12 protein-coding genes are annotated in these 12,342 nt (G+C 62.9%); 7 read left to right on the top strand and 5 right to left on the bottom strand.

Going from position 1 to position 12,342, the window contains the following annotated elements; genetic code table 11:
• Positions 1-60 precede the first annotated feature (60 nt).
• From FYC77_RS10860 to FYC77_RS10880, 5 genes are all read left to right on the top strand, one after another.
• Positions 61-771: a metal-dependent hydrolase gene (locus FYC77_RS10860; RefSeq protein WP_149081526.1), complete on the top strand. Its 711-nt coding sequence runs from the start codon at positions 61-63 to the stop codon at positions 769-771.
• A 365-nt stretch (positions 772-1,136) separates the two neighbouring features.
• The gene (locus FYC77_RS10865; RefSeq protein ID WP_149081527.1) at positions 1,137-1,526 is read left to right on the top strand and encodes a universal stress protein; all 390 of its coding nucleotides are present in this window, start codon (positions 1,137-1,139) and stop codon (positions 1,524-1,526) included.
• A gap of 420 nt (positions 1,527-1,946) precedes the next feature.
• The gene (locus tag FYC77_RS10870; RefSeq protein WP_162354509.1) at positions 1,947-2,639 is read left to right on the top strand and encodes a class I SAM-dependent methyltransferase; all 693 of its coding nucleotides are present in this window, start codon (positions 1,947-1,949) and stop codon (positions 2,637-2,639) included.
• An 82-nt stretch (positions 2,640-2,721) separates the two neighbouring features.
• On the top strand, positions 2,722-3,117 hold the full coding sequence (locus FYC77_RS10875) for an OsmC family protein (protein WP_149081529.1): 396 nt from the start codon (positions 2,722-2,724) through the stop codon (positions 3,115-3,117).
• Positions 3,118-3,267: 150 nt separating this feature from the next.
• Positions 3,268-4,236: a D-2-hydroxyacid dehydrogenase gene (locus tag FYC77_RS10880; RefSeq protein WP_149081530.1), complete on the top strand. Its 969-nt coding sequence runs from the start codon at positions 3,268-3,270 to the stop codon at positions 4,234-4,236.
• Between the two features lie 35 nt (positions 4,237-4,271).
• Here FYC77_RS10880 and FYC77_RS10885 read toward each other — a convergent pair whose 3' ends face one another.
• Positions 4,272-4,907: a hypothetical protein gene (locus tag FYC77_RS10885; RefSeq protein ID WP_149081531.1), complete on the bottom strand. Its 636-nt coding sequence runs from the start codon at positions 4,905-4,907 to the stop codon at positions 4,272-4,274.
• A 199-nt stretch (positions 4,908-5,106) separates the two neighbouring features.
• On the opposite strand from FYC77_RS10885, the gene FYC77_RS10890 reads away from it, so the two are divergent.
• Positions 5,107-5,652 carry a CDP-2,3-bis-(O-geranylgeranyl)-sn-glycerol synthase gene (locus FYC77_RS10890; protein WP_149081532.1) on the top strand — a complete coding sequence of 182 codons (546 nt, stop codon included), beginning with the start codon at positions 5,107-5,109 and terminating at the stop codon, positions 5,650-5,652.
• A gap of 59 nt (positions 5,653-5,711) precedes the next feature.
• Here FYC77_RS10890 and FYC77_RS10895 read toward each other — a convergent pair whose 3' ends face one another.
• Positions 5,712-6,215 (bottom strand): hypothetical protein, encoded by a 504-nt coding sequence (locus FYC77_RS10895; RefSeq protein WP_149081533.1) that lies wholly within the window; start codon positions 6,213-6,215, stop codon positions 5,712-5,714.
• Between the two features lie 136 nt (positions 6,216-6,351).
• Here FYC77_RS10895 and FYC77_RS10900 point away from each other — a divergent pair, with 136 nt between their 5' ends.
• Positions 6,352-7,431 carry an alpha/beta fold hydrolase gene (locus tag FYC77_RS10900; protein ID WP_149081534.1) on the top strand — a complete coding sequence of 360 codons (1,080 nt, stop codon included), beginning with the start codon at positions 6,352-6,354 and terminating at the stop codon, positions 7,429-7,431.
• Positions 7,432-7,555: 124 nt separating this feature from the next.
• On the opposite strand, the gene FYC77_RS10905 is transcribed toward FYC77_RS10900, so the two are convergent.
• The 3 genes from FYC77_RS10905 to FYC77_RS10915 form a co-directional block, all read right to left on the bottom strand.
• Positions 7,556-9,631: a hypothetical protein gene (locus tag FYC77_RS10905; RefSeq protein WP_149081535.1), complete on the bottom strand. Its 2,076-nt coding sequence runs from the start codon at positions 9,629-9,631 to the stop codon at positions 7,556-7,558.
• Positions 9,632-9,757: 126 nt separating this feature from the next.
• The gene (locus FYC77_RS10910; RefSeq protein WP_149081536.1) at positions 9,758-10,936 is read right to left on the bottom strand and encodes a Cdc6/Cdc18 family protein; all 1,179 of its coding nucleotides are present in this window, start codon (positions 10,934-10,936) and stop codon (positions 9,758-9,760) included.
• A complete protein-coding gene (locus FYC77_RS10915; protein ID WP_149081537.1) occupies positions 10,936-12,288 on the bottom strand; it encodes an anaerobic glycerol-3-phosphate dehydrogenase subunit C in 1,353 nt (450 codons plus the stop codon). Before FYC77_RS10915 ends, FYC77_RS10910 begins: the two co-directional genes overlap by 1 nt.
• Positions 12,289-12,342 lie beyond the last annotated feature (54 nt).

A 12,342-nucleotide genomic window follows, 5' to 3' on the forward strand; every position in this document is an offset into this window, starting at 1 on the left:
CCCCGCCGGCTTCCCCCCTCATCAGTTTTAAGTCGACATCTGAGCAACTGTTGGACTGCTATGGAACTCACCTGGCACGGCCACTCGACGTGGCACGTCACCGTTGGCGGGACGGAACTGCTGATCGATCCGTTCTTCGACAACCCGAAGACCGACCTCGAGGCGTCGGACGTCGACGATCCCGACTACGTGCTCCTGACCCACGGCCACGCGGACCACATCGCCCACGCCGGCGAGTTTACCGACGCGACGCTGGTCGCGACGCCGGAACTCGTCTCCTACTGCCAGGAGGAGTTCGGCTTCGAGGACGCCGTCGGCGGGATGGGCATGAACCTCGGGGGCACTGTCGAGTGTGGCGACGCGTACGTCACCATGGTTCGCGCCGACCACACCAACGGGATCATGACCGAGTACGAGGTCGACGCCGGCATGCCGGCCGGCTTCGTGATCTCGGACGCCCACCCGAACGAGGCGGACGCGGAGTCGACCACGCTCTACAACGCCGGGGACACCGCGTTGATGAGCGAGATGCGCGACGTCGTCGGCGACTATCTCGAGCCCGACGCCGCCATCGTTCCCATCGGCGACCACTTCACGATGGGGCCGCGACAGGCCGCCATCGCCGTCGACTGGCTCGACGTCGACCACGCCTTCCCACAACACTACGATACGTTCCCACCGATCGAACAGGACCCCCAGGATTTCGTCGACAACGTCGACGACGCCGAGGTCCACGTCCTCGCGGGCGACGAGTCGTTCGACCTCTCGTAAGGGCAGCCTCCATCAGGGGAACGCCGGGATTACCACCTCCGGCACCGACCGACAGTTCGCAGCGTACCTTTTTCACTCGATCCACGGGGTACAGCGCGGTCGCGGCGAGTCGTCACGTACGCCGTCTGTTTGTAGGGCGTCATAGAATGACACTCACGCCGACTACGCTGACCTCGTACTTCGATATGTACGGGTCGAGGCGTTACCGAAGCAGTTACCCACAGCTCGGACAGGCGTCAGAAACGATCTGCTAAATATTGAGAGGGAGCCACAAGAATATCCGGGCAATTTAGTGATCATCACGCTCCACGAGAGACGAGACCATCCACAGGTTGTTATGGACTAAGCTATTACTGACAATTGTCATGCCAATCGTTGCAGGCGTTGATCGTTCGTCCCGTGCTGAATCGGTTGTGAGTCATGGGTACGATCTCGCGGACAAGTGTGATGTTGAGTTACATGTCGTGCATGTGGGAGCGCGTCAGGTTGGCGATGGTGGACTCGAGAGAGGTCGTGAAGAAGCCTCAGAAGTCGCAGCCGACGTCGCCGAAAAAACCATCGGTCAGACGGATTTTGAACCAATCGGACTGGTAGGAGATCCTGCAGAAAAACTCTTGGAGTACGGCGAAAACCAGGATGCAGAATATATTGTGATCAATGCCCGAAAACGAACGCGCTTAGATCACGCGATATTCGGTGGGGTCTCTCAATCACTTTTGCTCGCCGCAGATCGGCCTGTCGTTACGGTACCCTAATTTGGTGGCGCTCATCTCCCATTTACAGGCGGTCGAGGCGAATGCCCCGGGGCTTGACCCCGAGGCGGTTCACCACTCCCCGCCTGCTGATATGTCAAATTTTCCTCGACGCCCCCCTTGACGTCGATAATCTCTGTATGCGAGTTGCTGATGTAACTGAAGTAGTTCGTCCAAACCAGATAATATCTCGATTGTCCGCACTCGATCCGTGGCGAAACGCGGACTCCGGCGGGTCGAGACGGGAATCGGTCTGGTAGGGACGACGGAATCGAGCGACGAATTCACGACGACTTCGAGGAGACGGTCGACGAGTGCGGGCTCGTCGTGCCGGCCGCCAAACTCGAGACGCGACCCGACGCCGAACCCCAGCCCCGACCTCGAAACCAAACGCGGAAGTGGTTTTGGTGTATCATTCCCATCGTGGAATATACTCGAGATCACTTCGACTCCCTCTACGACGACGGCGACGGCGATCCGTGGGGGTTCTGGGAGAGCGAGTACGAAGCACAGAAGTACGACCGAACGATCGCACCGGTCCGCGACAGGCGCTCGAGCGACGAGATCGGATCGATCCTCGACCTCGGCTGTGGGAACGGCGCCGCGACGGCGACGGTCGCCGATGCGTTTCCCGACGCGGACGTGACCGGCGTCGACGTCTCCGAGCGAGCGCTGGCGACCGCACGCGAGCGGGCACCGGATCCGACCTACCGGCGGGCGGACGTCCTCGAGTTCGTCGCGGAGACCGACCGGACGTTCGACGTCGTCCTCGACATCGAGTGTCTCTGCTATCTCGCCGCGGACCACAGCGTCACTCGTCTGTTGCAGTTCGCGGACGACCTCCGCGACCTCCTCGCCGAGGACGGACTGTTCGTCTCGACGCACGTCCACATGCCCCGGGAAGACCAGCCGACGATCGAACAGGCGCGGACGGCCAGGACCGTTCGCGCCATCCTCGAGACGTCGTTCGAGACGGTCGGCCGCGACCGCTACGTCGAGTGCAAGCGAACGGCGCTCGATCCCGACGAGCCGTCGGAACAGCCCTACGAGGTCTGGGCGATGCGACCCCGTTCGTCGAGTACCCTGACGAATCGAGTCGACTGTAAGTCCCGGTGAATTCGGCCGGTTCGCGCCGACCGATCGGCGCGGTGAGCCGGGACCAACGTTTACAGTACCGGGTGTGGATGTCTCGAGTGCCATGACGAAAGACGTCACCACCGTATCCGAGGAGGGATTCAGCGCCACGAACGAGGTTCGCGAGTTCGAGACGACGATCGACGCGACCGGCGAGGACGCACCGGACACCCTCGAGACGCTGCTCTCGACGTATGCGACCTGTTACGTCCCCGCGCTTCGCGTCGGCGGCCAACAGCGCGGCGTCGAGGAGATGGGGCGCATCGAGATCCACACCACGGGCGAACTCAACGACGACGACAAACTCGAGTCGATCGCGTTCGATGTCCGCGTCGAGACAGCGGTCGACGACGACACCGCCACGGAGGTCATCGAACGCGCAAACGAACTCTGCAAGGTCCACGATGCGCTAAAGACAGAGCTGCACGCGGAGACGTCCCTCGAGGGAGAGGCGTTCTGAACTTCGAAGTGTCCCGAGTGAGCTCCTCTCTGGGTGCACTCGAGGCCAGTCGACTCGTCGGTCGATGGTCCAACAGCCGTCTCCGATCACCGTTTGTATCAGATGCACAGAAAGAATAAGGCAAACGGTAACGAGTGAAGACCGTAGACGATGAACGATCCTGACGTCGTCGTCCTCCGGGAGGGGACGGAAGGGCTGTCGATGGAATCGTACGCTGAGACACTCCGAGAGCGGGCCCCCGAACACACCGTTTCGCTCGCACGGACCCCGAGCGACGAGCGTGACCTCGTCTCCAGTGCCCGCGTCGTCACGGGAATTACGATCGACGAGGACCTCATCTCCCGAGCCGACCGCCTCGAGGTGTTCGCCTGTATGTTCGCGGGGACCGGCCACCTCCCGATGGACGCCCTCGAGCGCCGCGGCGTCACCGTCACGAACGCAAGTGGCGTCAACGCTCCGGGGCTCGCCGAGCAGGCGATCGGCAACGTGTTGACCTTTGCCCGCCGGCTCCACGAGGGGTGGCGTCGGAAGCAAAACCGCGAGTGGCGTCACTTCCAGTCGGGTGAGCTCGCCGACAGCACGGTGACAATCGTCGGTCTCGGCTCGATCGGCCAGGCGATCGCCCACCGACTCGAGGGGTTCGAGGTCGACACCATCGGCATCCGCTATACGCCCTCGAAGGGCGGCCCGACCGACGAGGTGCTCGGCTTCGACGAGGCCGACGTCCACGACGCATTCGCCCGAAGCGAGTACGTCGTGCTCGCGTGCCCGCTGACCGACCTCACCCGGGGGCTTGTCGACGAGGCAGCCCTCGCGACGCTCCCGACGAACGCGGTCGTCGTCAACGTCGCCCGCGGCGGGGTCGTCGACACCGACGCGCTCGTTTCGGCACTCCGAACGGAGGACATACGCGGCGCGGCCCTGGACGTCACCGATCCCGAACCCCTCCCATCGGACCACGAGCTCTGGGGGCTCGGGAACTGCCTCATCACGCCACACACCGGCGGATACACGCCGAAATACTGGGATCGGCTGGCCGATATCGTCGCGCACAACCTCGAGGCGCTCGAGGGCGACGGAGACCTCCGGAACGTCGTCTCTCGGCCGAACGCCGACTGACGATCCGAGCGCCCGGAGACGACCCCCTCGGTCGATCACTGGACGTCGAGGTCGCCGTCGGCGTCCCAGCCACAGTCGGCCGGGTCGACCACCGCTTGCTCGGCCGTCACGCCGTTTTCGGAGACGAATAGCTCGGCTTGTGAGTAGTGCTCGCCGACGCTCCACTCCGCGTCGTCGGTCACGCGATCCGACTCGACCTCGACGCGGTAGCTTCCGTAGCGGAAATCGGCGTCGAAATCGGTTTGCTCCCCCTCCTCGAGTTCGAGGTGCTCGTCGACGACGACGTCGCCCCGGTGGTCGATTCGGAGGTCGAACTCGGCGTTGTCGTCGATCGCGTTGACGAGTTGCGGCCCGCCGGTTTCGGGGATCGTCTCCTCGAGTTCGACGCGCCGCTGGTCGCCCTCGGCGTCGACGTCGACCGCGTAGTAGACCCCGTCGTGACTGAGGTAGGATTCCTGAGCGTCCATTACCTCCTCAAGTACGAGTCGCTCGTCGGTCTCGTACCTGCCCGATTCGATCGCAGTCAGTGCCTCCGACTCGGCGGAGTCGGGAAGATTGTCGACGTGGACGATCGTGTGGTGGCACGTCTCGTACGCTGCGGGTTCGCGTCCAAGACAGCCGGCAACCGCGGCCGACGCGGTGACAGCCGCGAGAAACACGCGACGGTTCATACCGAACCGTTGGAACGGCGATGTATATGCGTTCCCGAAGCTGAAACGAGTCTTTGCGTCAACGACTATCACGGCCCTCGACTCCGTTCGGTCGGCTCTCGGTGTCGACTCGCGTCTCCACCGCAGTCGATACGTCGCCCATCGTCGAGACGCGTTCGAACCACCGGCGATTAAGACGTGGCGGTTCGTCCCGCCGAACATGGCAGTACTCGAGACAGTCGTGATCGCATTCTGGGCGATGTTGCCGGCGTACGTCCCCAACAACGCCGCCGTACTGGCGGGCGGCGGCCGACCGATCGACGGTGGTCGAACGTGGGGAGAAAAGCGGGTGCTCGGTGACGGCAAGACCTGGCGTGGAACCGCCGCGGGAATCCTCGCCGGCGTCGCGCTCGCGGCGGTCCTGACGTATCTCGCGCCGACGGTCAGCGACCTCGTCGGGGTCGACGTGCCCGGATTCGTCCCCGGCGCGGCGGTCGGACTCGCCGCAGGGGCGATGCTGGGTGACATCCTCGCGTCGTTTCTCAAGCGCCGGACCGGGCGCCAGCGCGGCGCGATGTTCCCCGGTCTGGACCAGCTGGACTTCGTCGTCGTCTCGCTGCCCCTGACCGCACTGCTGGCAACCGAGTGGTTCCTCGAGGTCTTCACGCTCGGCGTGATCCTCGTCGTCGTCGTCCTGACGCCGATTCTGCACGTGACGACGAACGTGATCGCGTACAAACTCGGGCTGAAAAACGAACCCTGGTGACACTTGGTACGATCGGTTTTTCTCGCCGAGGGCGATTGTGAACGCGTCCCGCTCCCGTCTTACCGTTCAGGCCGGCGATTCCACCCGAGGCCGTTCACCACCGTCATCAGGACGCACACGACGAAACAGAACCCGAGGACGACGAAGACGATCGGAAAGTACGGCTCGGATTCGGGGCCGTGTACAGTCCAGTACATCGCCGCGGCCGTCACGCCCAGAACGGCGAAGTAGACGGCGGTCACTGCGGCGACGGGGACGTCGACGTAGGTGACGATCGACCGGTAGACGTCGACGTCGGTGAGAACGTGGACGATCCCGGCGACCACCGCCGCGATCGCGACGACGGCGAGCAGCGGGAAAAAGCCGAAGAATCCCGAGAATCCGACGAGTATTCCCACGACGGCGACGTATCCGACGAGCGCGTCCGGAACGATGGACGGATTCGGGACTGCGGCCGAGGCGAGCATCACGACCCCCGTGGCGATCAGGTTCGCCCAGACGAGGAGTCTGTTCGATTCGTAGGATTCGATCACGGCTATCTTTTCTAGCGTTTCGGCCAGCATTATATATGCGTTGGATCGAAGAATAAATCGATTTGGGGCGAATGCGCCGACGGAAATCTGGACGGCGTCCCATTCGCCGCGCCTCTGTGCTCGGAGCGCCCGGACTGTTATCACACACTACGTGGTAGCGCCGGCCATGTTGCAGACTCGAGACGAGACGCTCACCGGCGTCGACTCGCGAACGATCGAGACCGATCGCCTCGAGACGCACCTGATCGAATCGGGCGACGCTGTCGGGGAGGGGAAGACGGTCGTCTTCGTGCACGGGGACGTCTCCTCGTCGCGCTTTTTCGAGGATACTATCGCTGCCCTCCCGGACGACCACCACGCGATTGCACCGGATTTACGCGGCTACGGCGACTCCGAGACGAAACCGGTCGACGCGACCGACGGCCTCGGCGACTTCCGGCGAGATCTGCGGGCGCTCCTCGAGCGAGTCGACCGCACTGGATCCGTGACCCTCGTTGGCTGGTCGAACGGCGGGGGCGTCGCGATGCGCTACGCGATCGAACACTCGGACGACGTCGACTCGCTCGTCCTCGTCAATCCCGTTTCGCCGTACGGCTTCGGCGGAACGAAGGATCTCGAGGGGACACCCTGTTTCGGCGACTTCGCGGGCTCCGGCGGTGGTCTGGGCAACGAGGCGTTCGTCGAGGGGCTCGCGAACCGCGACCGGAGCGAGGGTGGTGAGAACTCGCCGCGGAAGATCCTCCGAACGTACTACGTCGGGCCGACCCACCAGTTCGACGAGGAACGCGAGGAATCGTATCTGACGGGGATGCTCGATACGGTGACCGGACCGGAGAACTATCCGGGCGACGCGAGCCGAAGCGATAACTGGCCCGGTGTCGCCCCCGGTGAAAGGGGAGTTAACAACGCCGTCTCGCCGAAGTACTGTGACCTCACCGGGATCACGGCGATCGATCCCGACGAGAAGCCGCCGATCACCTGGATTCGCGGCGGCTCGGATCAGATCGTCTCCAACGAGTCGCTGTTCGACCTCGGGACGCTCGGCCGGATGGAACAACTCGCCGACTGGCCCGGCGACGACGTCTTCCCACCCCAGCCGATGGTCGACCAGACCCGTGCCGTCCTCGAGGAGTACGAAGACGCTGGCGGCGAGTTCGAGGAAGTCGTCTTCTCCAACACTGGCCACACGCCACACCTCGAGGTTCCCGGCGAGTTCCTCGAGCGTCTCGAGTCCGCTCTCGAGTAACGCGTCCAGTCGAGTTCACAAGCGTTGGTGACTCTCCTCTCGCTGAAATCGAACACACGGACCTCCGTCCCTTCGTTGATCGATTCCGCAGTCTGGCGTTCGGGCCAGGTCGAACCCGGCCGAGTTACTCGAGCGTTATGGGCCCGATTCCGTCGTTCCAGTGGAGTCGCTCGTTGAACAAAATCGGCAGCTCAGTCCATGTCAAATACTCCAATAGTTTCTCTTCGTCGACCGGCGTAAGCGGCGTAAACCCAGGTGAGAGATGTGTGTCGACAACTGACTCGAGGTCGGACGCGGATACCGTCCCGAGTTTGTACTCCTTCGTCGAGTAGGTCCGGATGCCGAATCCAAACTCGTGTTCGCTCCAGCGTTCCAGTTCGACAACACCTGGTGACCCACCGTCCGACTGTGCAATGTCCGCCGATCCATCGCCGACGATGAGATACTGCTCGCCGAGTGCGGTGTTCTGTTGGGCAATCTCGAGTGCTGCCCGGAGCGAAAAGCCGCGGTTGAGAAGTCGTGCGAATGTTTCGCCTGCTTCGACGGCGTCCTCGTTGACGACGTCGCTGTAGGTACTGACACCGCCGAACGCGCCGCGGCGGGTAAGCGCGAGCCCCTGTTCGTACGATCGGCAGGCGTTCAAGAAGAAGACCCCGAGATCGACCGACTCGAGGGTCCGGACGTCGAGGTCCCCATCCGGACACCGGATGCCGTCTTCGGTCGCGTGACCGATGTAATGGAGGAAGTCGTACCCGCCCTGGGTGAGGAGGGTCGCGAGTTGGTCGGAGTCGACGCCGAACTCCGAGTGAATTTCGAACGGGAGCTCCTCGCGGGTGCCGTACGTCTCGTCGAGCAGATCGTGTTCGTCGATCATCCGAGCGTCGTTACAGACGACCAGAATCTCGATCGATTCGCTACGGGCGTCCCGATCGATCTGATTTCGGTAGGCTTCGATCGTCGCCTTCGAGGCATTCTGTGGAATAGCGTCGCCAAACCACGCGTGTTCGACCGATTTGTCCCTAATCCGGGGAACGACGAACGCGGACTCGTCATCGTACGTGGATGGAGAGCGGTACTCAGCCGTCGAGCGGACGAGCTGTGTAGTGGTCGGTTCCAGTTGTGGAACCGTGTTCGGAGTCCGTCCACGGGATTCACGAATGATTCCGAGTTCGTTGACTACGAACGGGACTACTTCGACGCTCTCCGGCTTGTCGGGAACGTAGGCCGTCAGTGGCCACCGTGGGGTGTGTGGGTCAATCACGTCGTACGGAATCTCGAGGTATCGCTCGAGACGAACCGGAAGCGGTTTGTCGTAGATGTCGACTAAATCGAAAGACAACTCCTCTTCCAGTGGCGCCCGTTCGATGATGTCGTACTGAAAAATACCTTCCGTCCGGGTCAGACAGTCGAGGAAGAAAAACCGTTTCAGGAGTTGGGCGATCTCGTCGCCGAACGTGTCGTCTGCAGCTAATGATCGCTCGAATAGGGGTGTCTCGAGTCTTGGGTTCGGTCCCGTCCGGACCGTTGCTCCGAGAAAGAACGCGAGGGGTGCGGCCTGGTAGACCGCCAGGTATTCGTTCGGAACGACGAGTTCGACGTTACCACCCGTCCGATCGATCCCCTCCGGAACGTCGAGATGATCCCCCAGTTCGATCAACGGTGGGTGTCCACGAAGCGTTGGCCACGTCCGTTCGGGCGAGGTCGTCTTCAGTGCCGATGGAACCGCGGAGATCGCCTCCGCTACTGACTCGAGGTCCGGCGGCGTCGTAATCGTTCCGGCGGGTCGGTCGTGGGCCGACCGGGCACCGAGTTCCACCACGCCCTCTTGCTCGAGCGTGATCCGGAGTCCCGTGAGACTGATGTCGATCGTTCCCGGAACGTCGACTCGGACGTAGAGTTTGATCGGGGCGCTGACGCCGACGAACTGCGTCCGGTCGTCGAGTTCTGCCGTCTCACCCGCCTCGAAGTTCGAAATCGCCTGTCCCGTTTGGTCGTGGATCGTTACGGCATATCGGTGATCGAAGACGATCTCGTCGGTTTCGATCGTGCAGGTTTCGTCGACCGTAAAGCAAAACTCGTCGGGGTCGATCGATCCTGGCGAGACGGACGCGGACGTCTCGATCTGGAGATGGCGCTGTTCGAGGGAGTCGTGGACCTCGAGCCCAACCGGATTCGCCGTTGTTTCGAACTCGATCGTCATATCTCCTCGCGGCGCTACTGCGTCCGTTTATCGTGCATCGACAAAAAGGGTGCCGTCGGTTGAAAGTCGTGTCCGGACAAACGTCCCGTTTCGAGCGCTCACCTCCTCTGCGTGTCGAATACGAGCCTACTCGTCAGGAGCGAGGTCGGAGGCTCGATTCGCTGCTGGCGTGAGTGAGTTGAATACGTGCGTTGGAAACCTGAGTTCGATCGCACTGGGACGGCGACCGCTACCGGTGGTCGGTAACGGAACGCGCTCGATCACCCCTCGATCGGCGAGTTCGTACAGAAACCGTTTGACCGTTCCTGTGGTCAGCGACGACCGTGCTGCGATATCGTCCGCGACGTCGCGAACGGGTCGATCGGCCGGATCGATCGAAGCGAGCGTCGAGAGGACTTGTTGACGTGTTTCCGAGAGCGACAACGCCCGGTCGACGTGGACACAATCGTCGGGAACGCCGTCGATCGCACACTCCAGATGGCGGGGCTCGATCCGATCGCTGTCTGAGTCTGCGGCACAGTCTGCAGCACCGTAGAGTGCGGCGAGTGCGTCGTGTGCGTTTCCATCGGCCCACTCCGACAGCGACCGAATCGATTCGTGGTCGATCGTTCCCGGCGAGAGCGACGTCGAGACGCGATCGGTGAGGACGTCGACGAGTTCGTGTCCCCGATAGGGCGAGACGGGAATCGTCGTTCCGTCCCACCCATCGGGTTCCCCCCGGCCGACGGCAACCGTCGAGCTACTATCGCAGACGGGATCGAGCAGCTCTCGAGCACGCCGGTACGAGAGCGTCTCGGGTTCGTCGTGGTGATCGACTGCAACGATCGCGCGGCGATCGCGACGGGCGAGTCGATCTTGGAGGCGGTCGCGAAGGGCATCGGTTCCGATGCCACTTTCGGGGATCGAATCGGTCGACAGCGCGGAGAGCACCGTTCGGTAGAACGCGAACTCACTCCGGACCCGGCGTGTATCGACGTAGACGAACCAGGTGATCGGTTCGGCCCTGGCGGCACGAGTCGTGGTCCCGATCGACCGACCAGTCTCGCCGAGACGGTCGTTCATCGCAGCAAACAGGGCGGCGACGATGGCCGACGTGCCGGACCCCGCGGGGCCGGTTACGGCGACCGATGACGGAAGACCGCCGTCGAACACCGGTTCGAACGCGTCCAATAGCTGCTCGAGGACGGGGCCGCGTCCGATCGGCTCCGACCGGTGGACGACGGGGCTTAGGTACTCGTAATCGACGACGATTCCGCTCCCCTCTCCTGCAGATCGGCGACGGTCGATACGCTCGCGGAGTTGCATTACGTCGACTCCGCCGTCGGGTTCGTCCCGACGAGCGCCGCCTCGAGTATCTCGAGGGTGTGGGTGATTTCGTAGCCGGTTCCGTGTTCCATCTGCATCGAACAGGTCGGACACTCCGTCAGTCCCGCCGTGGCGTCGGCATCCGCCATGTGTTCGAACATTTCCTTCCCGATCTTCATGGAAGTTTCGTAGTTCTCTTCCTTCCACCCGTAAGTGCCGGAGATACCGGAACAGGAGTCACCCACGTCGTGGGCCTCGACGCCGTCGATCAACTCGAGGAGTTCGATCGTCTGCCCGTCCAGTCCCTGGTTGCGAGCGTGACACGGTGCGTGATAGGCGAACTCTTCGAATCGGCCGTCGTCGACCGATGCGTCCGCGAGCGCCGCCTCGAGATCCTCGTGGACTCGCAGATACTCGACGGCGTCCCAGGTGTTTGTGGCCACCTCGTCGGTGCCCTCGAAGTCGAACAGTTCGGGGTACTCCTGGCGGATCGACATCGAGCAGGAGCTACAGGAGGCGACGACGTCCGCACCGTCGTCGATCGCGGCGGCGAGTTCGCGGACGTTCGTCTCGGCCGAGCGGCGGGCGTCCTCGAGCATCCCGTTTGCGAACATCGGCGTGCCAGAACAGTGCTGTTCGGGGACCAGAACTTCGTAGCCGAACTGTTCGTAGACGCGCACGAGAGCCTTCGCGACTTCGGGCGTGTTGTAGTTCGCATAACAGCCGTGGAAGTACGCGATTCGGTTGTTCTCGTCGTGGACCGCTGGGCCACCCCGCTTTCGCCACCACTCTCGGAAGGTCTCGGTCGCGAACGCGGGGAGTTCCCGCTCGCTCGTGATACCCATCGTCTTCTCGCCGAGCCATTTGGTGATCGACAGCCCCATGACGAAGTTCGCAGTCCGGGGGAACGCCGCACCCAGCGGTGCGAGTCGCCGATAGTTCGCGAGCATCCGGTTTCGAAGGTACTCGCGGGAGAGTTTGGTCATGTTCTCCTCGACGTACTCCCCGCGGGCGGTGTTGTGCATCTGTGAGAGGGGTACCTCGGAGGGACAGGCGCTGTCACAGCGCATACAGTTCGAACACTTCATCACCGACTCGTCGATGTCGTGATCGTCCTGGCGCTTGAGCCGCCACTGTTCGGGACCCTGGAACTTCGGGCCGGGGAACTCGTCGTCGACTTCGGCGACGGGACAGTTGGTGTCACACGTCGAGCACTTATAACAGTCGTCCGCGCCCGGCCGGAGATCCATCTCCTCGGCCTCGGGGAACACCTGAATCGGTTCGAACTCGCCGTCGTCCCGGCTTTGCTCGTCCGGTACACCCTCGTCCGTCGGTCGGTCTGTGTTACTCATACGCTCTCCCTCGTTGATCGATCGCGTTCGCCCGGACTCGGGGGCGTGTCGGCC

It is taken from the genome of Natrialba swarupiae, assembly GCF_008245225.1.
GTDB classification, from domain to species: domain Archaea; phylum Halobacteriota; class Halobacteria; order Halobacteriales; family Natrialbaceae; genus Natrarchaeobius; species Natrarchaeobius swarupiae.